The sequence below is a fragment of the Paenibacillus sp. FW101-FHT12H11 genome, from assembly GCF_058790355.1.
In genome coordinates, this window is record NZ_JBYTCO010000002.1 from 292,170 (window position 1) to 318,094 (window position 25,925).

Below are 25,925 nucleotides of genomic sequence, written 5' to 3' on the forward strand. Positions count from 1 at the left end.
CAAAAGTTTGCGTGATAACCAAAAAGACACCGTCCACTTGCGCGAACGATGCCTGCGGTATGCCGTTTCCTGCTTACAGGTTATTGAAAATATCTGTAAGTACAGGAACGATTTGCGATTTACGGGAAACTACGCCTTTCAGAAGTGCTTTGTTGTCGGCAAGCGTTACCTTGTATGCTTTTTCAACAGCTTCAGCTTTGCGGCCAAGGGCAAGACCCACGGAATCGTTGTTAAGAATATCTGTCACGACAAACAGGAACAGATCCAGGTTTTTGTCAGCAATAATGGTGTTAAGTAGCGCTTCGATCTCGGCTTGCTTCGCAAGCACATCGTTGACATCCACCGCGTTAACTTGCGCGATTTCCACTTTGTAGCTACCCATTTGGAACTCTTTTGCATCCAGGGAAATCAATTGAGCAACGGTTTTGTCGCTCAGATCAGCGCCTGCTTTCAGCATTTGCAGACCATATTCTTCAGCGTCTACACCAGCAATTGCTGCAAGCTCACGAGCTGCGGCAACGTCTTGTTCTGTGCAAGTCGGAGATTTGAACAGCAAGGAATCAGAAATGATAGCAGAAAGCATCAGACCTGCGATGTCCTTATCGATGGCAACGCCGTTTTCTTTGTACAATTTATTCAAAATCGTTGCTGTGCAACCAACTGGCTCTGCACGGTAGTACAGCGGGTGGCTGGTTTCGAAATTTGCAATTCGATGATGGTCGATAACTTCCACTACACGCACTTGATCAATGTCCGCAGCGCTTTGCTGACGCTCAACGTGGTCAACCAAAATTACATTCGCCGCTTCGTTCGCAACCGTTTCGACTTGACGAGGCGCCGCAACTTTAAACGTATCGAGTGCAAATTGTGTTTCACCATTCACGCTGCCTAGACGAACAGCTTCAACCTCTTGGCCAAGCTTCGTTTTCAGTGCTGCATAAGCAATTGCTGATGTGATTGAATCAGTGTCCGGATTTTTATGTCCGAAAATAAGTGTTTTTGACATGATAAGACTCCTTATTAGTAAAAGTGTAGTAAGAGTTTTCAATCTCTACCTACGATTATACTAAAAAATCTCAGTAAATCCATTACTAAACCAAAACCTTATTCATGCGTGCAAAATGATCCGGGTTATTCAGGCTTTCGCTTATGATAGCCGCGATCATCATAAGGCTGCAATTGTTCCAGCCATTTGTCTTCCAGCTTCCTCAAGGCGTCATCCTCATCGAAGTACCCTGTTTCCTTTACTTTAAGCACTTCCAGCACCTCAACTTCAAATGCACTGCTTCCAAATTCGTTCAATTCGAGTTGCAGGGCATGATTCATGTGTTTACCCATATCAAGTTCCATTCGTTTGCCGTTTAAGGAGCGTAAATTTTTTGTGCTCGAGATCCAGCGCTTATCATTCACCGTATTGCGGATTTGAAATACTCCGGATTCTTTTTTCGTTTCTTTATAGATTTGCTGCAATTCTTGTCTCCGTTGATTTGATTCCTTTTTTGTCATGGTCTCATTTCATCCTTTCAACCAATATTGGCTGCCATCTTCTTCGCGGTCCAGGAAGCCATATTCAATTAGATACCTGCGGATTTTCACATAGTCGTGATACACCGGTTTTAACAACTCGTTAACTTCCTTTTCTCCATAAAAGCGATCTTGTTCGAATCGTTTGGCGATCTCACGAAGAACAACAAACTTGTGTTTTTCTTGCTGTGAGAAGGAGGTGAGCTTACCCGATGTACCTTCCGGGAAATATTTTTTGACAATCTGCTCATACTCATCTTTTGTGACATTGTATCGTTCATCCACCATCGTAGCCGTTTTATGAATATCTACAAAAGTTGGCGCATGCTGATCCTTTTCTTTCAACAGCTCCATCATCGTTAGAAAAACTTTGGCCTGCCGCTCTTTCTCTTTCAGCCCAAAGCGATGATTGCGAATGGTCGAGGCGCTGCCAATCCCCATTGCCTGCTGAACTTCACTATCGTTCTTGCCTTCGTAGAACAGCTTCAACAAACTATTCTGATGATCTGTTAACCCTGTAAGTTTCTTGTCCAGACCGATTAAATAGTGAAAAACTGAAACATGCGCATGTTGGATATGCCATTTCATATATCGTTCTGCTTCATATAAAACTCCGCTTTCCGGATAAATAATTCCCGCTTCCGTCCGCTTTCCGCATAACAGACAGCAATAGTATTCATTCTCCTTCACGTAGCCGCGCTTCCAGTCGTCGATTGAAGTCTGCCAAAACTGATCAGACACTTCCAAAACAAACACTTCCTCAAATTGTTTAGTAATTCATAGACATTATATTATTTTGTTTATAAATATGTCAACAACGCGTGAGGTGATACCAATTCATCCCTTTGCGCAAAAAACAAATAGGGGGTAACCTTTGGTTCGGTTACCCCCAAACATATTCTTCCACTCATCCGCGTGAACTGCGCATGGCAAACAAAAGCTTAGGCCCGTCCGGCTGGTCTGACCCCGCTTCAACAAATTGCCGGTATGCTTCCGATTCCATCGGGTAGATCGCTATTTTGCCTTCTTCATTGTAGTGAACGCCCCAACCGTGTTTCTTCGGGAGCATGGATGCTCGAAGACAGGGGTGATTTTTGGCAAACAGCGCCTCACGAATTTCGGCGCCGCGCTGCTTGCTTTCCTCATCTGTAATCTGTTTATGCTGCAAATGTACCGCATAGATGAGTTCGCCCTGCGTGAATTTGTAAGGGTTCTGCGACAACAGCTCATATTGAATTCGGTGAGCCGTTTTGCCTTCCTTTTTCATCGGCGGCTCGACTCCCATCTCAACAGGACAATCCGTCGCGACTTGAATGAACGTATTCGAATAACTCATGTTTTCATCGTTATAAGGCATTGGTTAATTCACTCCTTTCCCCTATTTTTTCCATTATACACCCATTCTCAAACGGGCTTCCACATAGGCAGCAACGCCATCCTGATCATTGCTTGACACGACTTCATCCGCCAAATGCAGAATCTCAGCATGCGCATTCTCCACAGCAATTTTGCGGCCAGCAGCGCGAAACATCCCGACATCATTGAGATTATCGCCAAACACAGTGATTTTATCTGCCGCACAGCCAACATGTTTTGCCCATAAAAGGAGTCCTTCCTGCTTGTTCGCTTGGGGATGGCTGAACTCCAGAAAATAATGGTTTTCAATATAGTTGTCTTTCATCATATGAATATGGATCTCAGCGCCAAACGCTGAAGTAACTGCCGCTTTGAGGGGCTCCAACTCCTCTAGCAAACCAATATATGTGATAAGCAGTGTACGTAAATGTGGCGGACAGCTTAACTCCTTCACTTCGTTGAATCGAGGATCATTCGGTCGGCTAGCAGCAAACTGCAAATCCCCTGTTCTAACAAGCTTTTCATGCAGGACCTTTTCCCGATCTTCATGGTCTAGAGCGAATAAGAGTGGAACAAAACCTCTTGATTTGCCGATGGCTAAAATTGCTTCCGTACGCTCCCGGTCAAGAAAGTAACCGTCCAACACACGTTTATCCACGGGGTCAAACAGCAAGGCTCCATTGTAGAGGACAAGCGGGTAACGCCAGGGAATTTGGGAAACAACAGCGGTTGAGCTTTGATAACTCCTTGCTGTTGCGTAGCTGATCACCGTTCCAGCTTCCAAAGCTTCCGTTATTACACGGACCGTATAATCGGATAAAGTGGCATTTGAGCGAAGCATAGTACCATCTAAATCAGTCAAATAATAACCTTTGTTCATTAAAAAACCTCCTCATAAGGATACACTTGACACTCCCCCTTTGAATTGATAACCTACTCGGCGAGAGGTGATGGATCGTGAAAGCTTTCAAACGCCACTGGTGGAAAGCGGGGTTAGCTCTTATTGTTGTTCTGATGGGAGCCATCTACTTGTATTTGAGACCCTACCAGCCAAGTCTAGCCGCGTTGTCTGCCATGCAGTCTACTGATGAGATTACGGTCAGTGATGTGGAACAGGTCATCCGTTTTGAACCCAAAACCCCTGTACAACCCAGCATCATTTATTATCCTGGCGGCCTCGTGAAGCCGGAGAGCTATGCGACTTATGCTAAAGCGTTTGCACAAGCAGGTCATCGCGTTTATATTGTGAAAATGCCTCTGAATCTCGCCATATTCGGCGGAGACCGTGCCCAGCCGATCATTGCGGCGAAAGCGGCGGATGAAACTTTTTTGCTTGGCGGCCATTCTCTTGGCGGCGTGATGGCAGCTCGTTATGCTGCAGCTCATGCCAGCGAATTGGATGGTGTCTTTTTCTTTGCCTCTTATCCAGATCCTAAAGGAAGCTTAGTTTCGTCTAACTTACCCGTATTCTCCATCGTTGGTTCCGATGATGGAGCCATCAATATGGCGGCGCTGACAAAAGCAAAAAGCGATTTACCGAATACGGCTGAATATCACACGATCCGCGGCGGAAACCATTCGCAATTCGGCAGCTACGGCTTTCAGAAAGGGGATCACCCTGCGGAAATTTCGGCCGAGCAACAATTGGATGAAACCGTCAAACTGCTGCTGGATTGGGAAAGATCTGTTGTGCATCCTACCGAGCGAGCACAATAATAAGTTGAATTTACCGTATAAAAAAGGGGTTGTCCATCAAGTTTTCCTAACCTGATGTGACACCCCCTTTTTTTATCTGCTTTTGACGAGAAGCTCCACGGCTTCTTGAATCAACGTACGACAGTTCAATATCAGCCAGTTCATCCGCTCTCAAACCGCCTCTCATAGCTGTTGCAATCACATCGATACGTTTATCCACTCCGCTCGCTCCAACGGCTTGAGCGCCAAGTATGCGCCCGCTATCTTTGTCAAAGAGAAGCTTCATCGACATCGAAGCCGCGCCCGGATAATAACCGGCGTGCGAATTCGGATGAATATGAATGACTATATAAGGCACGCCTAAGCGGCGAAGCGTCTTCTCGTTGTTGCCGGTAACGGCAGCCGTCAGATCAAATACCTTTACGATTGCAGTACCGAAGGCACCTTGATAAGAAGCTTGAAGGCCGTTAATGTGATCCGCAACGAGGCGGCCTTGACGGTTAGCGCCCCAAGCCAAAGGAACGACCGTCTCAAAGCCTTGAACCCTGTCTTTCACTTCTGCCGCATCCCCGATCGCATAAATCGATGGATCATTCGTCTGCATATGTGCGTTGACTTGAATCGAGCCTTTGACACCTAGCGTGAGTCCTGCCTCCGCTGCCAATTGACTTTCAGGCCTCACCCCGACGGATAAAATAATCATATCCGTGGTTAAAACTTTACCTGACTGAAGTTTCAACGTTCTTCCGTTATCCATCAGTTCCTGTACATTATCATTGAAAATCAGCTTAACTCCTTTTAACAGTAAATGACTTTCGATAAGCTTAGCCATCTCGATATCCAGAGGGCCAAGCACCTGCGGGTTTCGTTAAATAACGGTCACTTCCAGACCGAGGTGACGAAGGTTCTCCGCCATCTCAATGCCGATGAATCCACCGCGAAGGATTATGGCATGCTTTGGATTGCTTGAATCTACATAGTTTTTGATTCGGTCCGTATCCGGAATATTGCGCAGTGTAAACACATGATTAGCCTCTCCCAGACCTGGAATGTCAGGTACGATTGGCTTTGCTCCAGGTGGCATAATCAAAATATCATAAGGCTGATCTTGAAAATTTGCAAAAGAAATATGCTCTCCCCGTTAATACATAATGATTTCATCGTTCTCATTTAATCTCCGTAAACGCGCGGCCGCAGATGCTCCTCCGGCTACACCGCCGATAATAACAATCGTTCAACTCATGATGTTCACTCCTGTTGATTCATATTATATACCCAATGGGGTATATAAATGTCCAGATTTATTTACGGCCTGCTCCCCATACGTTAGGCTTGTCTTAGGAAATACTGCCAAAATGTATTATACTTTGGTCAAATACAAAAACAGGAGACAAGCAATGACGGAACCGCTCCCACCAACCAATTATGAAATTGCGCAAGTTTGTTTGTTAGCCGGTAAAATTATGCTCGAAAACGGCGGCGAAACTTACCGCGTCGAAGATACGATGACGCACGTTGCTGAAGGCTTCGGCATCCCTAATTCGCACAGCTTCGTCACACCGACCGGCATTATATTCTCCATCGATGGGCCTGAGCAGACGACAAGACTGATTCGGATTTCGGCCCGATCTACCGACCTGCATAAAGTGACCGTCGTGAATGCCATCTCCAGACGCATCAGCAAAGGAGATTTATCACCCCAAGAAGCCTACCGCCTGCTTTCAGAGATCGATGCGGCCAATACCAGCTTTCCGACATGGATTAAAATACTGGCAGCCGCGGTTGCGAGCGGTTGCTTCTTAATCATGTTCAAAGGGATGTGGCATGATTTCCTACCGGCATTTCTTACAGGAGGAGCAGGTTTAACCTTCCTCGGTTATTTTAATCGCATAGTTCGGATTAAGTTTTTTGCTGAATTTCTGGCCTCATTATTCATAGGAGCGTTAGCATTTTTATTCGTGCACATTGGTTTTGGCCATGATTTGGATACGATCATTATCGGTTCTGTCATGCCGCTTGTTCCAGGGCTTCTCATTACGAACGCGGTGCGGGATTTAATGGCCGGACATTTTGTGTCAGGTGTTTCCAAAGGGGCTGAAGCTTTTCTCACGGCTTTTGCCATCGGAGCAGGCATCGCCTTTGTTCTATCCTTTTACAATGGGGAGGGGATGGTGTGAATATGCTTGGGCAGCTCGTCACCAGCTTCGTCTCCACCGCAGCGTTTGCCATCTTGTTCAATGTGCCGCGAAGCACGATCATACAATGTGGATTCATTGGAATGGTTGGTTGGATGATGTACGTTTCGACACAATTGATTCCATTAGATCCAATTCTGTCAACGCTGATGGCCTCTTTTCTCGTCACCGTCATCAGCCAATTTTTCGCAAGAATATATAAAACTCCCGTCATTGTGTTCAGTGTCGCGGGAATTATCCCCCTAGTGCCAGGCGGTTTAGCTTATGACGCGATGAAAAACGCCGTGCTTAATCATTACGATCTTGCCGTGCAGCTGGCTGCCAAAGCCTTTATGCTTTCGGGTGCCATCGCGATCGGACTCGTCTTCTCCGAAGTGTTGAATCAGCTTTTTCGCCGCCGGGCAAAATAGCCCTTTTCTGACCTATCCTAATAGGTCGTTTCACTTTCATAGGTTTAACCTATAAAGATGATCGGATTTATGTCTTAGATTTTTCCTTCTTTTCCCTATAAAATAGTCCCAAGAAGCAAGTCTCGCTAAACAACGATATGGAGATGATTTCTATGACGGACAAAAACAATAACCAGTTGATAACGAAATTCGATGAAGTCGCCGAGAAGTATGACGGTCAACGAAGGAAGCTCATTCCGTGTTTTGATGATTTTTACGGGACGGCCACATCGCTTGTTCAGCCGCAAACAGCTGCGCCGCGCATTCTGGATCTTGGCGCTGGAACGGGCCTGCTCTCCTCGTTTATCCTGGGCCAATATCCGGCTGCGAAGCTGACGTTAATCGATCTTTCCCAAGGGATGCTTGACATAGCGAAACTACGCTTCGGTGAGATGAACGCAAATTTGACGATTCAGGCAGGAGATTATACCGCTTTCGAATCGGATGAACCATTTGATTGTGTGGTATCGGCTTTGTCCATTCATCATTTGGAGGATCAAGCCAAACAGAACTTATATGCGCGGATTTTTAAGCTGCTAAAACCAGGGGGCATTTTCGTAAATGCAGATCAAATTCTAGGAAGCACTCCTTATCTTGATCAGTTGTACCGCGCGGATTGGGAGGCGAAAATAGAGGCCACTGACTTAACCCGCGAAGCGCTTCAAGCTGCCTATGAAAGAACCAAACTGGATAAAATGGCGCCTCTCGACCAGCAGCTTGCATGGCTGAAAGCCAGCGGTTTCGCAGATGTTGATTGTGTGTACAAATACTATAATTTTGTCGTTATGTTTGCTCAGAAACCGGAAGCCTAAGTTTACCAAAACGAAGGTTTCGCCACCATGAACCACATCATCGACATCGTTATGATCACGTACCAAATTAACGCGCTGCGCAGTTTGTTCACCAATACGTCCCTGTCCTCGTGCGGCGCACGGAGCTTTCGCAGCAGAGGTGAAAATGCACGCGCAATAAAATATAAGGATGCTACCATAATAAGCACCGTGAAAACGATCCATGATGTTTTCCACGTCCATTCGGTCAGCCAAGTAAGCAAAATTCCGGTCGCTACCAACACATGTCCAGCATGTTTCGTCAGTCGTACCGTAATCCGGAAAGGCTCCAGATATTCGGGCAAAAGCTCAAACGGCGCGGTTCTTATTTTAGCCAATAACGGGAATAACACAAAATAAGGGCCAATGCTAAGTACAACACTGAAAATATGAATATATAAAAGCAAGATGTACCAGGACAACTTCATCATCCATTCTGTAGAAAAATTCAATAAAACAGTGTAGATCCTGCGATCCACACTGTTTTTTTCATCACTTATTCAGCTTTTTGAAATTCGTGTACCCATACTTTCATTTGCGGCAGCCATGGCATGCCGGGATGAATGGATAAGATACTGTCGCGGTATTCGTCAATCGTTGCATGTCCTTCGGCGATGGCATCTTCCACTGTCAGATCACCAAGCGCTTGCTGGTAGACTTTCGTTACAGTAAAAGAATTGCCCTGCAGCTCCATCGTCTCACCGATGTCTGCATAACGCCCATTGCGTCTGCAAGCTGTCTTTTGACCGGCCAGCACTTTGCCAACTTCAGCTTCTTTGGTCACAAGGCGGTCAATGGTGCAAGTTTTTGGCGGTAATGTTTCGTTCATTTATGTTTCCCTCCTTTTTCCAGTACTCATTATAACGAATGAGATCCGATTTGTCGAACGACCCGGATTCGCTACTCTCTGAGCGCTTCTTTCAGTTTCGTAGACATGCTGTCCATCGAACCTGCTGTTGGCCGCTTAACACCGCGAAGCTTGGCTATTTCCTGCTTCAGCTTCTCGTTCTCCAGCTTCAAACGTTCGTTTTCTGCGAGTAATTGTTCTTTGTCCATGCGGTTCACCTGAGCTTTCGATAAAAATGCCCCCTCCCCGCTTGCAGAGCATCACGGCGGATTCTCTCCATGCGTCAAAAGGGGGCTGACTTATTGCCTTATTTCTTGATCTCAATCGTGTAAAGGCGAGCAGACTCACTCCACACTTCGCCAGGCTCCAAGCTCACCAGACCGATTTGATCAGCCGGCATATCGACATTAGGAGCATTAACCAAATTCATTTGTGGCTCCGGACAGAAAAAGCCTTCCGTAGCGCCATTGTTCCAGATCATCCATTGTTTATAGGATGTGCCCACATCATACACCAGTTTGACGCCTTCGCGTGCGTCTGTCAATTCCATGTAATTTCGTCCATTTTGCGGAGCCGTCGTGTAATGATTGTCCATCGACTCGAAGAATGGTGACAAACCTCCGACTTTCATCTTCGCTTCTTCGCTTGAAAGCGGTTGATACTGGCCGGTTGGCAGCATTCTCTCGCTCATCTCCCAGCGGTTGCCGATGGTCATTTTGAAGGTGTAATCCGCTGCTTGCGAATTCGGTGCAAAAGGCGCATTAATCGTTGTATGGTAGGCAATCAGGCAAGGCATCGCTTCTTGACCTTCATTATGGACCGATATATGCTGCTGCAAACCGAATTGATTCAGCACATAAGTCAAGCGAAGCGTGAAATCAAACGGTAAATAGGTATATACGGAATGCCCTTCTCTTACTTTAAGCGCCAGAGTAACGCTGCTCTCGCTTTCATTTGTGCCAAATTTTTCTACTTCCCAAGGGATATCATGGACAAAACCGTGCAGATGATTGCCCGTTTTCGGCTCATTAACCGGAAATTGAAAAACTTTGCCTTTCCATGGGAACTTCCCGTCTTCGTAACGGTTTGGCGGAAATAAGACAGGAATACCGTGTATAATTGGACGTGCTTTAAACGCTTCCATTTCATCCAGGGACGGCTCACGCAGAAAACGGTATTCCTTCTCATTGTCTCTAAAAGCAATCAGGTTCGCGCCAATTTCCGGCAAAACCGCTGCTTCATAACGGCCCGCTTGCAGCCAAACCGCTTTCTCTCCTTGGAATATACCTTCGTAGGCTTTCGTTGTCATCAGTGTTATCCTCCTATTGCGATGCCCATAATTTGGACAGGCTCATATGAATTTACTTTAAAGCATGAGAAACAAGGAAGTCAATGGACGAAAATTGCGCCGATATCGACAAAAGTGACTTCTTTTCGATGGAAAAAGAAAACCGTCTTCCCACTAGGGAAGAACGGTCCTCGGTCTTACGTTCATTTGACAGCTTGCGATCCTAGCGCTTCCAAGCCGCCTCGCCCCAACGTAGTTCGTTACGGAACTGCAGCGTAGATGTATTTTTATTAATAATGACGACTTCAATGCCAGCCAGTTCCGCCCAATCTACCAATTGCTCCGTGCTTACCTCGTAAGAGAAAACCGTGTGATGCGCTCCGCCCGCATAGATCCAAGCTTCTGCGGAATCACGCAGGGACGGCTGCGGTTTCCATAGAACGCGCGCCACTGGCAGCTTAGGCATCGCTTTCATTGGTTGCACGGCATCCACTTCGTTAATTAACAACCGGAAACGGTTGCCCATATCGATGATTGATGCATTCAGCGCAGGACCGGAAGCTCCGTCGAAAACAAGACGCGCTGGATCCGCTTTCCCGCCGATACCAAGCGGATGAACTTCGATGGTTGGACGTGTCGCTGCGATCGTCGGACAAATTTCCAACATATGTGCGCCAAGCACAAGCTCCGCTCCCGGCTCCATATGATAGGTGTAATCTTCCATAAAGGAAGTCCCTTTATTGCCTGCGATAATCTTCATGACACGCGTGAGCGCTGCTGTTTTCCAGTCGCCTTCGCCGCCGAAGCCATAACCTTGACCCATCAAACGTTGCACAGCAAGGCCAGGCAGCTGCTTCAGGCCGTGAAGATCCTCAAACGACGTCGTAAACGCCCCGAATCCGCCTTCTTCCAAGAAGCTTTTCATCCCAAGTTCAATACGCGCTTGCTCACGAATCGCCTCACGTACGGGTCCTGCTGAGCGCCCCTCTGGTGTTATATCATAAACTTCATTGTATTCATCCATTAATTGATCCACTTCCGATTCGGAAATGTCTCTTACGCGCTGAACAAGGTCGCCTACGCCATAACCATTAATCGACCAGCCGAATTTAATCTGCGCTTCAACTTTATCCCCTTCAGTTACAGCCACTTCACGCATGTTATCGCCAAAACGAGCCACTTTCAAGCTGCGTCCTTCGACAAAAGCTGTCGCTGTACGCATCCATCCCGCGATTCGGGAGAGGACGGCCGGATCTTCCCAGTAACCAACAACCACTTTACGGGAAATCCCCATGCGTGCACCAATAAAACCATACTCGCGATCGCCATGCGCCGCTTGATTGAGGTTCATGAAATCCATATCAATCGTTTCCCACGGGATATCACGATTAAATTGGGTATGTAAGTGTAAGAGCGGCTTGCGGTACTCGGCAAGGCCTGCAATCCACATTTTCGCCGGAGAAAAGGTGTGCATCCAAGTAATGATACCTGCACAGTTGTCGTCCGCATTGGCATCCAAACATAATCTGCGAATCGCATCCGGCGTCGTCAAAACTTGTTTAAACACAAGCTTGCTGGGAATCGAAGGATCACGGTCAATCCCTTCCGTAATCTGTTTCGAATGATCTTCTACTTGTAGCAATGTCTCAGGTCCGTATAGGTGTTGACTTCCGGTTACAAACCAAAATACTTTTTCTGCTGAAGATTTCATGGCAATTTGCCTCCTTGGATAATGGGAATGGATGAATGTGAATTAGTGCCGGGCTTCCTCGCGGATTGCACGAAGACGTTTCATGACATCGTTCTCTCCGCGGCCGAAATAATCATGCAGCTTGCTGTACTCTTGGTAAATCTTCTCGTAAACAGCGACATTTTCTGGGATCGGTTTAAACGTATCTTTGCGCACACGCGCCATTTTTTGCGCGGCATCTACGATACTATCGTAACCTCCGTTAGCTGCACCAGCGGCCACAGCCCCGAACATGGCGGCTCCTAGTGCCGGCGTTTGTTTGGAATCCGCGACTTTAATCTCACGATTCGTTACATCCGCATAAATCTGCATCAACAAGCGATTTTTTTGCGGAAGTCCGCCGCATGCGTACAATTCCTGTACCTCAACGCCATTATTGTGAAAAGCATCCACAATTTTACGAGTTCCAAAAGCGGTTGCTTCCAGCAGCGATCGATAAACCTCTTCCGGCTTTGTCAAAAGCGAATAGCCTAGAATAAGGCCATTAAGCTCCGTATCTACCAGCACGGATCGATTGCCATTCCACCAATCCAACGCAAGCAAACCTGTTTCACCTGGTTTGTAAGCGGATGCATGACGCTCCAGCCATTCATGCACATTCGTTCCTTCTTGCTCTGCCGCAACTTGCACATAAGCAGGCACTCCCTGTTCCACGTACCAAGCAAAAATATCCCCAACAGCTGATTGCCCAGCTTCGTAACCTAAATACCCCGGGATGATGCCGTCTTCAACGACACCGCACATACCCTCAACTTCCCGCTCCTCTGTCCCAAGCAGCATATGGCAAATCGAAGTTCCCATCGCCATCACCAATTTGCCCGGTGTTACAACACCGACACCTGGTACAGCCGCGTGGGCATCTACATTCCCTACAGCAATAGCGATGCCTGGCTGCAAGCCCATTAATTTAGCCATCGATTCCGTTAATTCGCCGGCTTTGGTGCCAAGCGCCACAACCTCGCCTCGAAGCTTAGTCTCAGTGACATTTTCCAGCCGCGGGTCCAACGCTTTGAAGAATTCATTGCTCGGAAAGCCCTTCTTCTTATGCCAGATTGCTTTGTATCCAGCCGTACAGCTGTTACGCACAATATCAGAAGCGCCTGTCATTTGTGAGACAACCCAATCCGTCGCCTCCAGGAAGCGATCCGTTTGCTCATAAATGCCAGGAGCTTCATTCAATATTTGCCATACCTTCGCGATCATCCATTCGGATGAAATTTTACCGCCGTACCGAGGCAGGAAATCTTCGCCTCTGCGCTCAGCGATTTCGTTAATCAGGTTCGCCTCGTCTTGAGCGGCATGATGTTTCCACAGTTTTACCCAGCTGTGCGGCTGATTCGCCAGCTCCGGATTGAAGCAAAGCGGCTGGCCTTGCGCATCGACCGGAAGCATCGTACAAGCTGTAAAGTCGATACCAAGACCGATGATGTCGGCTGGGTCAACACCGGATGCTTGCACAACAGCAGGTACTGAGCGCGTGAGCACATCCAGATAATCTTGCGGATGCTGAAGCGCCCAGTCATATTCAAGTTTAATGCCGGAATTCGGCAGTTTCTCGTCAATCACATTGTGCGGATAAGGGGTTACATGATCTGCAACCTCTGTGCCATCACTCAAATCGACCAGAACGGCGCGTCCGGATTCCGTTCCATAGTCGACGCCAATTGCATACTTCTTAGACATAGAGAACCTCCTTCGATTTTCCAATCCCTATGTCCAGTATAGCACTTGTACGTACAAGTTGGCTAGATGAAATTTTTCCTCAGGAAAGGCGGATCGTAGACTCCCTAACCACGAGCTCAGGCTTATAGGTTTTGCCTGTCTCTCTTCCCGTTACTCGCTTATTCTCAATCATATCAATTAAAAGCTCAGCAGCATCTGTGCCTAACTCGGTTTTGGGATGCGAAAGTGTCGTTAATTTCACTTCCGTCGCCATCGCCAAAGAAGAGTCGTCAAAACCGACTAACGAGACATCTTGAGGCACTTGAAGCCCTAAGGTACGTACAGCTTCAAGCAAGTGGACAGCCAGCTCGTCGTTATAGCAGACGAAAGCCGTTGGACGCTCGTCCTCATGGCCCAGCAGCGAAAGCGCATGCTCATAAGGTTTCTGCCTTTTTTCCTCCGTTGTGTAGTGGATGACAAGCTCCGGCAATAAAGGAACCTGGTAATGGTGATGAGCGCGAATAAATCCTTTCAGGCGATTGACCCCTTGTAAGTCATCTGTCTTAAAAAATCCGGCAATCTTGCGGTGCCCGAGCTCGATCAGATGCTGCGCGGCCTTGAAGCCGCCCTCTTCATCGTCGACAACCAGAGACGGGCAGTTCATCTCCGGATAACGTTCATTGATCATCAAATACGGAATATGTTGATAGTCGAGCGAGAGATAGTAGTTGAGATTCGGGTTGCCTTCCGCGCTTTTCGTAGGTTCTATAATCAGCCCGCTTAGGGGCTGGCTTAACATCATTGCTAAACTTTCCTTTTCCTTGTCCTTATCGTTGTCTGTTGACGACAAGACAAGTCTGTAGCCTCTTGCACGTAAAGCTGACTCCGCCCCTCTCACGATATGAGGAAAAATATAATCGGATATATACGTGGTCAGAATGCCGATTGTCTGTACATCACGGCTTTTTTGCGTTTGGGGCGTTGAGACGAAAGTGCCTTTTCCCTGCATCCGGTACAGCCATCCCTCTTGCTCCAGTTCGCCGAATGTCTGGCGCACCGTTTGACGGCTCATCTGAAATTGCTCGGCAATTTCGTTCTCTGACGGCATCTGATCATTCGGTTTCAATCTCCCCGTATGAAGCCAAGTTAATATTTCCTGTTTCAACTGCAAGTATTTCGGCATTTGCTTTTCTTTCATGTTTCTTTCACCTCAGGCGTTTGATTCTGAACGTATTATAACACTCGCTTAACTTGTATGTACATATTGAGAGGTTCTCTATAAAACTCTTAAAGCTATGTAATGTCCCTGATGGTACTTCAACTCGAATAGAAGGAAAATCTACCGCTAATCTGAGCTGTTTCGGCTGTAAAGAAGGAATTAACTGGAAAAACCACCTCTAAATATTCGATAGAGGCTGAGAACTCCATCATATATTGAAATCAGCAGGAGAAAATCCGGTTACTTAGGATAAAGTGTCAAATACTGCGCAAATAGCAGGAGTAATCGGCGTTAATTACTGGGATGCGCCACCGGCTGCCTCCCGTCCTATCCCCATTACGACGTAAAAAGCAACAAAAACCCGTGAGATCACGGGTTTACTTGTCTGCGCTTCGCAATGATCGACTGATAATTAGGCTGCATATCCGGCATCTGAAGCACGTTAAAACGCTTGAGATCGAACACCTCGCGCACCTTCTTCTGAATGTGCTCATCCTCATAAAAAGCAAAAAACCTTTGCGGTCGATACGAATCGTTTTCCCAAATCCCTTCGCTTTCGTACCCGCCATAGAGACCAAAGTAGAAGAAACCATCAGGCTTCAGCACGCGCTCAACGTTCCTGAGCACTTGCAGCAGGTTATCTTTCGGTACATGCAGCAGCGTGTTCATTGACCAAACCGCATCAAACGAAGCTGGCTGCAAATCCAAAGCGAAGAAATCCATGGCATAAGCTTCGAGCCCTTTTTCACGGCAAATGGCGACCATCTCTTCAGACAGGTCGATGCACACTACCTCACAGCCGTGTTCCCGCAAATAGTCAGCTTGATGACCCGGTCCGCTCCCTAGATCCAGCACACGCTTGCTGCTGCCGCCAGCCTTATCCAGTCTGGCTAGAAAATCATTCAGCTCATCTATCTTCCACGACTGCATCGTCTCGCCGTTCCGCTGTCTAGCCTGTTGGTCATAACTCGCCTTCAGCACCTGTTTGACCCCAGCATCATTCGATGGATCCAAGCTGTCATCCCCCTTTATGCCTGTCCACAATCCAACTATTTCTCTAAAACTTGAAGTCCCGCGTTCACAAGCAAATCAAACCACTCGTCTTCTTCCAAAAGCTCTTCAACCGCTTCAATGTCCTCTTCTTTACCGGATTCACTCAAAAAGTTCAACGCATAACTCCAATCGTCTTTGCCACGCAAGCTTTGCAGCGTAATTTCATAAGGATGCTCGTGACCTTCTACGCTAAACTGCACATGACCAAGGTACCCCTCCGCTTTGCTGTATGCCATATTAGCTTTTAAAATGTTAAACATCTTCATCTTCCTTTTCTTTAAAATGTTCCTTCTGTTGTGCCAACCACGACCAGATGGACGCAATCGTCGTTTGCAGATTCGTTGCATCCTGCCATATATAGGGATTGTGATCTCTAAAATAATCCGCATGCCCGCCAACCATTGGCAAAGTTTCCCTGTGAATTGGCGCATGCTTCAATCGATGCCATCGAAATACGCCAAAACGAGACTTAATCCAGCCTCCCCAAGTGCCCAGCCGCGGAATCGGATCTACTTTTTGATCCATGGGATTGACCCCATGGATACATAGTACTCGATCCTTCAATTCAGGAGAAATCGCACATTTCGGCGATCCGATTTGGATCACGCCAAGAACGGGGAGGCCTGCCTTCATCAAAGCTCCTGCCGCTTGAATAGAAGCAACGGCACCTGCACTGTGCCCGATAAAAAGTAAAGTTTGACCAGTGTTCCACTGGTCGGTGACTAACTTGGCCAGGCTTTTGCCACCATATCTCGAAGGCTTCCGGTGGGCATTATTCCACATATCACTTGTTATTTCGCGAAGCTGCTTTTGCCGCTGCCGACTCCAATCTCCATAGGGAAAATGAATCACAACGCGGGCACGTTTACCCGCCTCTTCAAAGCGAGCAGCCAGCGCTGCGCCAAAGCGGTCCAAAAAATCCGGCGCCGTCGCAAAGCCGGCCGTTATATAGATGACGATTTCCTCCGATTCGGAGTGAACGGTCATAGATCATTCAGTTCCCTTCACGGCACCCTTCGTGCCAAATAAGTCAAACGCGCGGTTTCGCTCGATTCGTCGGCATTGCGGCCATCGGATCGTCCGGCCAATAATGCTTGGGATAGCGGCCTTTGAGATCTTTTTTGACCTCGAAGTAAGCCTCACGCCAAAAGCTCGCCAAATCCTTCGTCACCTGAACGGGACGCTGTGCCGGCGATAATAAATGCAGGGTAAGCGGCACCCGCCCTTTAGCAATTCGCGGGGTATCCGACAACCCGAACATTTCTTGCAGACGCACAGATAACGTCGGCGATTCTGTCACGCTGTAATCTACGGGAATACGCGAACCGCTTGGCACTTGAATGTGCGTTGGCGCCCACTCATCCAACCAACGCCGCTGCTCCCATGTTAGCATTTCCTCTAATATATTTGTCAAGTTAAGCCGTCCAAGGGCGCCTTTACTTGTCATCCCAAATAAATGCGGCGCTAACCAGTCTTCCAATGTTTCGAGCAGCGCGCCTTCACGCATATCCGGCCATTCGCCTGCATGATGATGATGAAGAAAAACAACTCGCTCCTGCAGTTGGCGCGCACTGCGACTCCAAGACAGAAGCTCCAGCGATTCAGCCCGAATTCCGGCAATCAAAGCTTGCACGAGCAGCTCTGGGTCAGGCTCCTGCAAGGGCTTCTCTTTCAGTATCATCGCGCCTAACCGTAGTCGCTGTCTGGCTCTGACTGCGCCAGCCGCCGCATCCCAAAGCACTTCCTGTTCGTCCAGGAGGAGATCTCCGAAAGCTTGCAGCAGATCTTCCTCCTGTACAGGGGCAGCCAGAAAAATTCGGCTTTCCGTACCGTTGTCATCCAGCTCGGCCGCGACGAGATAACGTGCGTTCGAGAGCTCCTGCAGCTCAGGCAGCACGGCGCCACGCCCGCTGCTGAGCAAAAACCGCCCTGCCGATCGCCGCTGCGCGACGCGATCGGGGTAGGCGAAGGCGAGCAGCAAGCCGCTCGCCGATGCCCGCTGCCCGCTCGGCCGCAAGCCGAGCGACTGCATCAGCCCTTTGGCCTCCGCCGTAATCCGGCGGCATAGGCCAAAGTCAACGTCTGCGCGCTGCTCCCCCTGCGCAGCGCGCCAAAGCACTTCGATGCGGGTGCGTACATCCGCATCACGGCCCCGAGCGCCCGCCAGGATGTCGCGCTCGCTCAGCATGACCGCGAGCTCGCACGCCAGCGCGCCGAGCTCAAGCGGGATGGCTTGCAGCACCATGTGCGCAAGCCGCGGATGCAGGCCTAACGCCGCCACACGTTTCCCGTGCGGTGTTAGGCCGCCGTCCTCGTGCAGCGCGCCGAGCTGCACGAGCAGTTCCCGCGCCTGCTGATAAGCAGCAGCAGGCGGCATGTCCAGCCAGACCAGCTCCGCTGGGTCTGTCACGCCCCAGGCGGCCAGCTCGAGCGCAAGCGGCGCCAGATCCGCTTCGCGGATCTCTGGCGTGGAGCTTGGCGCCAGCTGCCGCTGCTCGGTCTCGGTCCACAGGCGGTAACACACGCCTGGACCGAGACGTCCGGCACGGCCTCTGCGCTGATCGGCAGAGGCTGCTGACACGGGCACCGTCGTCAGGCGAGTCATGCCGGTGCGCGGTGAAAAACGCGGCACCCGCATGAGGCCGCTGTCGATTACAACCGTGACGCCTTCGACGGTCAAAGAGGTCTCGGCGATCGAGGTCGCGAGCACGACCTTGCGGTGCCCTGGCAGCAAACAGGGCGCCAAGGCGCGATCTTGCGCTTCCTGCGCCAGATTCCCGTAGAGAGGTGCGATCTCCACCTCTTTTCCAAGCTGAAGCGCCGCCAGGCTGCCTGCCACTCGGTGGATTTCCGCTGCGCCCGGAAGAAAAACGAGCAAGCTGCCTTCATCCGTCTGTAAAGCTTGGCGAATGCTTTTGACCACCGTGGTTTCTAGTTTTTCCTCTTGTTTCGCAGTCAAGTAATGCGTGTTCACGGGAAAAGCGCGCCCTTCACTTTGAATAATCGGAGCCTGATCCAGCATGACAGCTACAGGCTCAGCTTCAATTGTCGCGGACATGATGAGAATTCGCAGATCTTCCCTTAGAAGGGTTTGCGATTGCCGGCTGAGTGCCAAGCCCAAATCTGCATGAAGGCTTCGCTCATGGAACTCATCAAAAATAACAATCCCCACCCCCTCCAGGGCAGGGTCCGTTTGAAGCATACGGGTAAGGACTCCCTCCGTGATGACTTCAATCCGTGTGTTGGGTCCGACACAGGTATCATTTTTAACGCGATATCCCACGGTCTGTCCAACGGAATCGCCCAGAAGTCGCGACATATAACGCGCCGCAGCGCGTGCTGCCAATCTCCTAGGCTCCAGCATTAAGATCTTCTGGTTATGCAGCCATGTTTCTTGCAGAAGAGCAAGCGGCACTTGCGTTGTTTTCCCCGCACCCGGTTGAGCGACCAGCACAGCGCACGCATGGGTTCGCAATGCTTCTTTCAATTGCGGGAGAACCGACTCAATCGGTAATGTGTTCATTTCTTTCACTCCGAGCTGTCAATAAGTCTTATCATCAATTGATCTGTACGCTTTAATAGGTTTTCAGGTCCTCTACTCCGAAATATCCGGATATTTGTCGATTATTATTCGGAATTCCGCTTGTAAAAACTGTTCCTGACCCACTCAATCGTGTATACTGAAGGAATATCTGGTCACGAAAAGGAGTACTTGAAGATGAATGTACACGAAGCGATAACCAAACATTCGAATGCACAGCATCTGCACCTCGTGCGTTTTGCAGAACTGGACGCGCAGCGCGAGAGTGCGATTGATGCAGCAGTTGAACTTTGCAAAAGCGGACAGCCGTTTACCGTTGATGCGATCAATGCGGTTACGGCTCAAATCATCGCCCACGCCAAAGAAGGTATTTCTCCTCTACGTTCTTATGTAACCGAGGACATGGTACGCGATTACGTAAACAAAGGGTAGGAGATAAAATTCAATGGGAATTCTAACATTTGTAGCCATGCTAGTGATAGGATCGGCCTTTAGCGCCGGATTCTTGCTTTTGTTTAAACGTAAAATTGCGCTTGGAATCGTGTGTTTCGGACTTTCCATCGCAGGTTATATCGTTTACTCCTACATAGCGACTAAATACTTCGTCTAACATGCTTTGGAGAACCGGACGGCTTAGCCGATCGGTTCTTTTTCAACTTAAGCGAAGCTACCCTTAAATTTAGCTGTGTTCAGCACTCGCTCCATCAAATTCGCTGCTATCGTTGAGCGTGAGCAGCCCCTCACTTACAAGGGGAACTACAGGGCGCTATTTCATCGAAACAGGCTCTTTTTCACACGGAGAGGAACTGTGGGCCTCTATTTGTCCGTTTTCTTCAAGAAAACTGGATTAGGCAGTCAAATAAGGCCCTGTAGTTCCGCTTAAACGTGGAAACGGGCTGAATTTGCTAGAATAACGGCCTGTAGTTCCTCAAAGGGGTATCGTTCACTAGTATGAGGGTTACCCTACTCCAAGTGTCGCAGTAACGTTGAATATTTAGCGGCAATGGGTGTTCTCCACCGGCGCTACTTCATTCTCTTTCACACAAACAAGTCATGTTTCCTTAGCGTTTGAAAAACCAGATCATAATAAGCGGCTGGATGCGGGACCAAATCATGCAGAGACACGAGCAAACTCGTTTCTTCTTGTTGTCCGTTTCCTACTGATCGATAGCCCTCTGCATTCAACTCTCCGATTTCTCCATGCACCAAACGCTCTAACCCCGCTGCACTCACTTTAAATAAACCCGTTACCTCATCTGCTTGTAGAACATATTTGTCCAGAGATTGATCGCAGCGGTAAATAAAAACATGGCAAAACTCACGATCGATAAGATGATCAGACATCAGATCTTCTTCTGCAAAAAGTCCACAGGGTACCAGCTCATTGAAGTCCACGCTCAATCCCAGCTCTTCCTTCATCTCGCGCGCGCCATCTTGAACGGTTTCCCCCGCTGCCAGATGTCCGGCACAGGAGATGTCGAGCAGATTCGGAAACAGATCCTTATCTGGATGTCTTAACTGAAGCAAAAGCGCAGGCTCTTCGCTTTCCAGACTTACAATCCAGCATTGAAAAGTAGCATGCCATAAACCTTTCTCATGAACCTCAGAGCGTGGTGCTTGTCCGAGCCAATTCATTTTCTCATCATAAATATCAAATATTTCTTCGGACTTATTCAACGTGCTCTGTTCCTCCTCAGGCCAACCTGACAACTAGCTATCTGCGCGTTTTTTTGGAAATTTTCATCGCGTACAGATCTTCCTCCAAGACACTCATTCTATCCATTAACGTTTTGCTGGCATCTTCAATCGCCTGATTATAAATAGGTGCCGCCAATTGTTGGATCATATAGTCTAACAGTTGTTCCGCTGCTAAATTCCCCATCGTAACACCATGATCGTTTTCCATATGCTCCTGCAAGTCATTGATCAGTATATCTTTCTCTTCCTTCGGTATTTTCAACGGTTTCATCTTGAAGCTCCTTATTCGTATACAGTTAAATCAATTTCTTGAAAACGGCTGACTTCATTTACCCAACGCTCTGCAACATATTTCGTATGTACGGGATGAACATTATACGCGTCGTAAGCCGCTTGATCCGCAAAAACCATGGAAAATCCGAAATCATAATCCGTTTTGGCACTCACCTGACGAAATACTTCAAATTGCTCGACCCCAGGTATGGCCGCAAGTTCTTGCGCGCTTCCTCTGAGAAACCGCTCAGCTTCAGGAGTGTCCTTGCCAACTTGCAAATTAAAAACGACCATATGTTTAATACGCTTTGAATTCATCGTCTCATGTCTCCTTTTTTATCCAACTTCACTTATTATAGCGGATTTTGCTGGTATGAACTACACAACCTAAAGATCAGATTTCATGCACGGCTCTAAAGAGATTTTTCGCGGCCCTTCCTTATTATGGAGAATAAAATAGTCCCCAAGTGTACACGTTAAGGCTGAACGTTAATCTGACGCAGAAAGGATGGCAACGATGGAAAACAAAAAACATACAGGCAACTACAAAGGGACAACGAATATGAATGCAAAAAGTCAAGACATGGAGTTCGTGAATGACACGTTAGAAAATGCGCCTAGTATCACCCCCGTCAATTTAGCTAAAGACGATATTAACGAAAGCGATGAGGGCCATCAACTAAATCAGAAGTAATTCAGGCAGCGTAAATGAAGGGCAGATTGCTTTCCGAAACTTAATCGGTCGGCCTCTGCTCTATTTTTGCTTGCCCGAACTTGGCATCCCCTTCAGCTTGCGCTACTATAGGATGAGGGAAATGCTAAGAGGAGGTTGTCATACTTTGGAACAAGTTATCGTCGTAGGGGCAGGGCCTTGCGGATTGTCCGCCGCCATCGCTTTGCAGCGTGAAGGGCTTTCCCCCTTAGTGATAGAAAAAAGCTGCATCGTGAACGCAATCTATTTGTATCCTACGTATTTACAGTTTTTCAGCACACCGGAGCTGCTCGAGATTGGCGGCTACCCTTTCTCCACCCCTCATGAAAAGCCATATCGCCAAGAAGCACTGGTTTACTATAGAGAGGTCGCCAGAAGAGAGCAGCTTCGCATTAATTCCTATGAGGAAGTTGTATCTATTGAACCAATAGAGACAGGATTTAGCGTCCATACCGCAGATCAATTTGGCAAAAAGAAAGTCTATACAGCCAAGAAAGTTATTGTAGCTACCGGTTATTTTGATCATCCGAATATGCTTGGAATCCCTGGAGAGGATCTCCCGAAAACGACGCACTATTATAAGGAGGCTCATCCTTATTCCGGCGCCAAGGTAGCCATCATCGGGGGGAACAATTCCGCTGTCGATGCCGCTATGGATTTGCTCCGCGTTGGCGCTGAGGTCACGGTTATTTATCGTGGGAGCCATTTCTCAGCCAGTATTAAACCATGGGTCCGCCCTCTTTTTGAAAGCATGGTGAATAAAGGCCGAATCCAGATGTGGTTTGACTCCCAGGTTGAACACATTGATGAGCACTCCATCTTGGTGCGAAAAGAAAGCGAACGAGTCACCTTGGATAATGACTTCGTGTTGGCCCTAACCGGCTTTCGGCCTGATCGCGAACTGCTGACTTCGCTCGGCGTCGGTTTTCACGAAGAAACGAATGCTCCGATTGTGAATCCCGAAACGATGGAGACGAGTATTCCGGGGTTGTATGTTGCGGGTGTCGTGGCTTCCTCCAAATATGATGCGAACGAAATTTTCATTGAATCTGGCCGGCTGCATGGTTTAGCGATTACTAAACATATCATGTCCACATTTACCCTTCAATCTAGTTGATTGAAGGTTTTTTTCTATGAAAATATTTCCTATTTTTCATAGATCCCTCTTCCAATGCGAACATTTGTTTGATATAATAAAAACAAGAACAAATGTTCCATTTAGATGAGGAGGTAGTTACATGATGAACGCCAGTCACAATTTCCGGTTTATTGAGAGAGATTATTGGTACCATAAGGCATTGTGTGACACTGACCATCTGCTCCCTGGACAGATTGACGTCATGCTGGATGAAGCACACACTCACTATGCCGATTATACGTTCAAGTTCTATGACGACGGCTCCGTGATTATCATAGACAACGACACGAATAACCGAATCAAGCCAAGAGAATTAACTGGCGCCGTTTATGATTTTTACATTCGCAAGCGGATCTATTTAATCAAATATAATTTGATGGAGAAGCAACTCCAATATGCCTGAGTGAAAGCACACAAAAGGCCATCTGCTAGGGACTTTCATCCTTAACCGATGGCCTTCTCCTTTTTAATTCACACCGTGATAACGGAAGCACTTTTGGTTATGATCATTCACCATGCCAACGGCTTGCATATACGCGTAGCAAATCGTCGAGCCTACAAACTTGAAACCACGTTTCTTCAAATCCTTGCTCATGGCATCTGAAATCTCCGATGTCGCCGGCACATGACTCATGTCCTTCCAATGATTCATGATTGGTTGACCGCCAACAAATCTCCAAATATATTGGTCGAAAGACCCGAATTCCTCCTGCACTTTCAGATAAGCTTTCGCATTCTGGACGACAGCTGCGATTTTTAATCGATTGCGCACGATCCCTGGATGCAGCAGAAGCTCCGCCAGTTTCTTGTCATCATACTGAATGATGATTTCCGGGTCAAATCCATCAAATGCTTCGCGATAACCTTCCCGCTTTTTCAATATGGTATACCAGCTTAATCCAGCTTGTGCCCCTTCCAGATTCAGCATCTCAAACAATTTGCGATCATCATGGACTGGAACTCCCCATTCATGATCATGGTAATTGACATATAACGGATCCTCATTGACCCAAGAGCATCTGACCGTCATTTTATACACTCACCTCATCTAGGTATCGAACATTTGTTCTCTTTTATTATAGAACCAATGCGAACAGATGTCCAGTTTCAATTAACCAAGGGTAAGCAGGTTGTAAAATTGTTTCGTATTGTTCAGAATCGTTGCCGCCACGATGCCTGGCTCCACGGCATGCAGAAGCGATATCTGCTCAATGACTTTGTGGATCATTCGCGGATGTGTCATCTGACCCTCAAAGATGCCTTCGAACGGCCATGGTCCGTCTGTTTCGACCATAAGCAATTCAAGCGGATAACTTCGAACGAGATCACGAATTTCTTCTTCATAGAGAACATCCGGCGTGATGGAAATATAATATCCGGCTTGAATCATACGTTGAACGGTTAGTGGCGACCCTTTAAACCAATGAAAATGCGCCCTTGAAATCCCATGCTTTTCAAGAAGATCACATACGACGTCGGCATCTTCATACACCGCATGAAGGACGACAGGCTTTTGCAACTTTGCTGCCAGCTCCAAGAATCGTTCCAACAGCTGAACATAAGGGGTATAATCAAGTTGTTCCCCTTTCTCTTCCGCTTCGAGTCTCCGATAGTACGGCAAGCCGATCTCTCCCACTGCGACCATAGTATTCGCACGCTCGCTGATCCATTTTAATAGTTCCTGGAGGTCAGCTTCATGTGGAATCTCTTGCTCGGGATGAAAGCCGTACGCCGCATAAACCTGATTTGGTGCTTGTAGGCTCAACCTTTCCGTTGCCAAACAGGATGCCAAGTGTCTGGATACGGCAATCAGCGCCTCGACTTGCGATTGATCCAGGTCAGACACGATCTTCTGAGCTTCTGTTTCTGAATACATATCAAGATGTATATGTGCATCGATGGCCTTGTTATTATTCATGATAGGATCTCCTGACGCAGTAGGCCTTGAATATGTTGGCGGAGCTCGTGAAATTTCGGGTCCATCATCACTTTTTCATGTCTTGGCCGTTCAAATGGCACAACAAATTCTTCGAGTACTTGTGCGGGTTTGCTCGAGAGAACATAAATGCGATCCGAGAGAAATATCGCCTCTTCAATGCTGTGTGTCACAAACAAAATGGACCGTTTGTTTTGTTCCCATATATTTAGCAGCCAAGACTGCATCGCTTGCCGTGTTAGTGCGTCCAAGGAGCCGAACGGCTCATCGAGGCACATGACCTCTTGGGGGCTCAAGAGTGCCCGCAGGAAAGACACGCGCTGCTGCATACCACCTGACAGCACATGCGGCAGCTCGTGCTCATAGCCCCCTAATCCAACCTTAGGCAGCCATTCTCTTGCTTTGTCCAAGGCATCAGCACGCGATACCCCTGCAACCTCCTGCGCGAGCGCAACATTCGCTTCAATAGAGCGCCATGGGAATAACGCCGACTGCTGCGGCATATAGCTGATAAGCCCCTTGCTTCCAGTCACGTTGGAGCCATCCAGCCAAACCTCTCCTGAGGAAGGGGCAATAAGTCCGCCAATGATGTGAAACAGCGTGCTTTTCCCGCTTCCGGATGGCCCAATGATGGAAACGAACTCTCCCTCTTTGACATGCAGTGAGATATTAGATAGCACGGGGACCTGTTGTTTTTTGCCTGTAAACGTGTGATGGATCCCTTTCAGTTCTAATTTGCTCAAGTTCCTTTCTCCCCTT

Annotated in this window: 31 protein-coding genes and 1 pseudogene; 9 read left to right on the forward strand and 23 right to left on the reverse strand. The window is 47.9% G+C overall.

Annotated features, from left to right (window positions below; genetic code table 11):
• Positions 1-73: 73 nt before the first annotated feature.
• The 5 genes from AC3WTJ_RS06930 to AC3WTJ_RS06950 form a co-directional block, all read right to left on the reverse strand.
• Complete coding sequence (locus AC3WTJ_RS06930; protein ID WP_492521215.1) at positions 74-1,006, reverse strand: manganese-dependent inorganic pyrophosphatase; 933 nt, start codon at positions 1,004-1,006, stop codon at positions 74-76.
• Between the two features lie 125 nt (positions 1,007-1,131).
• A complete protein-coding gene (locus AC3WTJ_RS06935; protein WP_492521216.1) occupies positions 1,132-1,506 on the reverse strand; it encodes a GIY-YIG nuclease family protein in 375 nt (124 codons plus the stop codon).
• A 9-nt stretch (positions 1,507-1,515) separates the two neighbouring features.
• Complete coding sequence (locus AC3WTJ_RS06940) at positions 1,516-2,271, reverse strand: DUF2087 domain-containing protein (RefSeq protein WP_492521217.1); 756 nt, start codon at positions 2,269-2,271, stop codon at positions 1,516-1,518.
• A 160-nt stretch (positions 2,272-2,431) separates the two neighbouring features.
• On the reverse strand, positions 2,432-2,881 hold the full coding sequence (locus AC3WTJ_RS06945; RefSeq protein WP_492521218.1) for a DUF6157 family protein: 450 nt from the start codon (positions 2,879-2,881) through the stop codon (positions 2,432-2,434).
• Between the two features lie 33 nt (positions 2,882-2,914).
• Positions 2,915-3,760, reverse strand: a complete 846-nt coding sequence (locus AC3WTJ_RS06950) for an HAD family hydrolase (RefSeq protein ID WP_492521219.1) — start codon at positions 3,758-3,760, stop codon at positions 2,915-2,917.
• 77 nt (positions 3,761-3,837) lie between these two features.
• Here AC3WTJ_RS06950 and AC3WTJ_RS06955 point away from each other — a divergent pair, with 77 nt between their 5' ends.
• Complete coding sequence (locus AC3WTJ_RS06955; protein WP_492521220.1) at positions 3,838-4,596, forward strand: alpha/beta hydrolase; 759 nt, start codon at positions 3,838-3,840, stop codon at positions 4,594-4,596.
• A 115-nt stretch (positions 4,597-4,711) separates the two neighbouring features.
• Here AC3WTJ_RS06955 and AC3WTJ_RS06960 read toward each other — a convergent pair.
• Positions 4,712-5,806: pseudogene (locus AC3WTJ_RS06960) on the reverse strand (FAD-dependent oxidoreductase); the annotation flags it as partial.
• 166 nt (positions 5,807-5,972) lie between these two features.
• On the opposite strand from AC3WTJ_RS06960, the gene AC3WTJ_RS06965 reads away from it, so the two are divergent.
• The 3 genes from AC3WTJ_RS06965 to AC3WTJ_RS06975 all read left to right on the forward strand — a co-directional run bounded on the left by AC3WTJ_RS06965 (position 5,973) and on the right by AC3WTJ_RS06975 (position 8,031).
• Complete coding sequence (locus AC3WTJ_RS06965; protein ID WP_492521221.1) at positions 5,973-6,752, forward strand: threonine/serine exporter family protein; 780 nt, start codon at positions 5,973-5,975, stop codon at positions 6,750-6,752.
• A 2-nt stretch (positions 6,753-6,754) separates the two neighbouring features.
• Positions 6,755-7,180 (forward strand): threonine/serine exporter family protein, encoded by a 426-nt coding sequence (locus AC3WTJ_RS06970; RefSeq protein ID WP_157326703.1) that lies wholly within the window; start codon positions 6,755-6,757, stop codon positions 7,178-7,180.
• 152 nt (positions 7,181-7,332) lie between these two features.
• Positions 7,333-8,031 carry a class I SAM-dependent methyltransferase gene (locus AC3WTJ_RS06975; protein ID WP_492521222.1) on the forward strand — a complete coding sequence of 233 codons (699 nt, stop codon included), beginning with the start codon at positions 7,333-7,335 and terminating at the stop codon, positions 8,029-8,031.
• A gap of 2 nt (positions 8,032-8,033) precedes the next feature.
• On the opposite strand, the gene AC3WTJ_RS06980 is transcribed toward AC3WTJ_RS06975, so the two are convergent.
• From AC3WTJ_RS06980 to hrpB, 11 genes are all read right to left on the reverse strand, one after another.
• Entirely contained in the window at positions 8,034-8,501 is a 468-nt protein-coding gene (locus AC3WTJ_RS06980; RefSeq protein WP_492521223.1) for a DUF2269 family protein, read from the reverse strand.
• 44 nt (positions 8,502-8,545) lie between these two features.
• The gene (locus AC3WTJ_RS06985) at positions 8,546-8,878 is read right to left on the reverse strand and encodes an ASCH domain-containing protein (RefSeq protein WP_315949732.1); all 333 of its coding nucleotides are present in this window, start codon (positions 8,876-8,878) and stop codon (positions 8,546-8,548) included.
• Between the two features lie 71 nt (positions 8,879-8,949).
• Entirely contained in the window at positions 8,950-9,105 is a 156-nt protein-coding gene (locus AC3WTJ_RS06990) for a hypothetical protein (RefSeq protein WP_181646487.1), read from the reverse strand.
• A gap of 98 nt (positions 9,106-9,203) precedes the next feature.
• The gene (locus AC3WTJ_RS06995) at positions 9,204-10,205 is read right to left on the reverse strand and encodes an aldose 1-epimerase (RefSeq protein ID WP_492521224.1); all 1,002 of its coding nucleotides are present in this window, start codon (positions 10,203-10,205) and stop codon (positions 9,204-9,206) included.
• A gap of 202 nt (positions 10,206-10,407) precedes the next feature.
• Entirely contained in the window at positions 10,408-11,895 is a 1,488-nt protein-coding gene (araA, locus tag AC3WTJ_RS07000) for an L-arabinose isomerase (RefSeq protein WP_492521225.1), read from the reverse strand.
• Positions 11,896-11,937: 42 nt separating this feature from the next.
• Positions 11,938-13,617: a ribulokinase gene (locus AC3WTJ_RS07005; protein ID WP_492521226.1), complete on the reverse strand. Its 1,680-nt coding sequence runs from the start codon at positions 13,615-13,617 to the stop codon at positions 11,938-11,940.
• 79 nt (positions 13,618-13,696) lie between these two features.
• Positions 13,697-14,794 (reverse strand): GntR family transcriptional regulator, encoded by a 1,098-nt coding sequence (locus AC3WTJ_RS07010; protein WP_492521227.1) that lies wholly within the window; start codon positions 14,792-14,794, stop codon positions 13,697-13,699.
• A gap of 390 nt (positions 14,795-15,184) precedes the next feature.
• A complete protein-coding gene (locus AC3WTJ_RS07015) occupies positions 15,185-15,829 on the reverse strand; it encodes a class I SAM-dependent methyltransferase (RefSeq protein ID WP_492521228.1) in 645 nt (214 codons plus the stop codon).
• A 35-nt stretch (positions 15,830-15,864) separates the two neighbouring features.
• Positions 15,865-16,128 carry a hypothetical protein gene (locus tag AC3WTJ_RS07020; protein WP_127456091.1) on the reverse strand — a complete coding sequence of 88 codons (264 nt, stop codon included), beginning with the start codon at positions 16,126-16,128 and terminating at the stop codon, positions 15,865-15,867.
• A complete protein-coding gene (locus AC3WTJ_RS07025; RefSeq protein ID WP_492521229.1) occupies positions 16,121-16,855 on the reverse strand; it encodes a hypothetical protein in 735 nt (244 codons plus the stop codon). The genes AC3WTJ_RS07020 and AC3WTJ_RS07025 overlap by 8 nt, the downstream gene beginning before the upstream one ends.
• Before the next feature lie 43 nt (positions 16,856-16,898).
• A complete protein-coding gene (gene hrpB, locus AC3WTJ_RS07030) occupies positions 16,899-19,391 on the reverse strand; it encodes an ATP-dependent helicase HrpB (protein ID WP_492521230.1) in 2,493 nt (830 codons plus the stop codon).
• Positions 19,392-19,586: 195 nt separating this feature from the next.
• On the opposite strand from hrpB, the gene AC3WTJ_RS07035 reads away from it, so the two are divergent.
• Both AC3WTJ_RS07035 and AC3WTJ_RS07040 read left to right on the forward strand, forming a co-directional pair.
• Entirely contained in the window at positions 19,587-19,841 is a 255-nt protein-coding gene (locus AC3WTJ_RS07035; protein ID WP_127456441.1) for a YpbS family protein, read from the forward strand.
• Between the two features lie 13 nt (positions 19,842-19,854).
• Positions 19,855-20,019 (forward strand): hypothetical protein, encoded by a 165-nt coding sequence (locus tag AC3WTJ_RS07040; RefSeq protein ID WP_157326596.1) that lies wholly within the window; start codon positions 19,855-19,857, stop codon positions 20,017-20,019.
• A gap of 428 nt (positions 20,020-20,447) precedes the next feature.
• Here the strand turns inward: AC3WTJ_RS07040 and AC3WTJ_RS07045 are convergent, their stop codons facing one another.
• The 3 genes from AC3WTJ_RS07045 to AC3WTJ_RS07055 are packed head-to-tail and all read right to left on the reverse strand — an operon-like array spanning position 20,448 to position 21,698.
• Positions 20,448-21,086: an NUDIX hydrolase gene (locus AC3WTJ_RS07045; protein ID WP_492521231.1), complete on the reverse strand. Its 639-nt coding sequence runs from the start codon at positions 21,084-21,086 to the stop codon at positions 20,448-20,450.
• Positions 21,087-21,123: 37 nt separating this feature from the next.
• The gene (locus tag AC3WTJ_RS07050; protein ID WP_492521232.1) at positions 21,124-21,378 is read right to left on the reverse strand and encodes a DUF2164 domain-containing protein; all 255 of its coding nucleotides are present in this window, start codon (positions 21,376-21,378) and stop codon (positions 21,124-21,126) included.
• A gap of 11 nt (positions 21,379-21,389) precedes the next feature.
• Positions 21,390-21,698: a Dabb family protein gene (locus AC3WTJ_RS07055; RefSeq protein ID WP_492521233.1), complete on the reverse strand. Its 309-nt coding sequence runs from the start codon at positions 21,696-21,698 to the stop codon at positions 21,390-21,392.
• 199 nt (positions 21,699-21,897) lie between these two features.
• Here AC3WTJ_RS07055 and AC3WTJ_RS07060 point away from each other — a divergent pair, with 199 nt between their 5' ends.
• From AC3WTJ_RS07060 to AC3WTJ_RS07070, 3 genes are all read left to right on the forward strand, one after another.
• Positions 21,898-22,074 carry a hypothetical protein gene (locus AC3WTJ_RS07060; RefSeq protein ID WP_492521234.1) on the forward strand — a complete coding sequence of 59 codons (177 nt, stop codon included), beginning with the start codon at positions 21,898-21,900 and terminating at the stop codon, positions 22,072-22,074.
• Between the two features lie 145 nt (positions 22,075-22,219).
• Positions 22,220-23,209 carry a YpdA family putative bacillithiol disulfide reductase gene (locus AC3WTJ_RS07065; protein ID WP_492521235.1) on the forward strand — a complete coding sequence of 330 codons (990 nt, stop codon included), beginning with the start codon at positions 22,220-22,222 and terminating at the stop codon, positions 23,207-23,209.
• 121 nt (positions 23,210-23,330) lie between these two features.
• The gene (locus tag AC3WTJ_RS07070; protein WP_407872403.1) at positions 23,331-23,633 is read left to right on the forward strand and encodes a hypothetical protein; all 303 of its coding nucleotides are present in this window, start codon (positions 23,331-23,333) and stop codon (positions 23,631-23,633) included.
• A 63-nt stretch (positions 23,634-23,696) separates the two neighbouring features.
• Here the strand turns inward: AC3WTJ_RS07070 and AC3WTJ_RS07075 are convergent, their stop codons facing one another.
• The 3 genes from AC3WTJ_RS07075 to AC3WTJ_RS07085 form a co-directional block, all read right to left on the reverse strand.
• Positions 23,697-24,260 carry a DNA-3-methyladenine glycosylase I gene (locus tag AC3WTJ_RS07075; protein WP_492521236.1) on the reverse strand — a complete coding sequence of 188 codons (564 nt, stop codon included), beginning with the start codon at positions 24,258-24,260 and terminating at the stop codon, positions 23,697-23,699.
• A gap of 81 nt (positions 24,261-24,341) precedes the next feature.
• Complete coding sequence (locus AC3WTJ_RS07080) at positions 24,342-25,148, reverse strand: TatD family hydrolase (RefSeq protein WP_492521237.1); 807 nt, start codon at positions 25,146-25,148, stop codon at positions 24,342-24,344.
• Positions 25,145-25,909: an ABC transporter ATP-binding protein gene (locus AC3WTJ_RS07085; RefSeq protein WP_492521238.1), complete on the reverse strand. Its 765-nt coding sequence runs from the start codon at positions 25,907-25,909 to the stop codon at positions 25,145-25,147. The genes AC3WTJ_RS07080 and AC3WTJ_RS07085 overlap by 4 nt, the downstream gene beginning before the upstream one ends.
• Positions 25,910-25,925 lie beyond the last annotated feature (16 nt).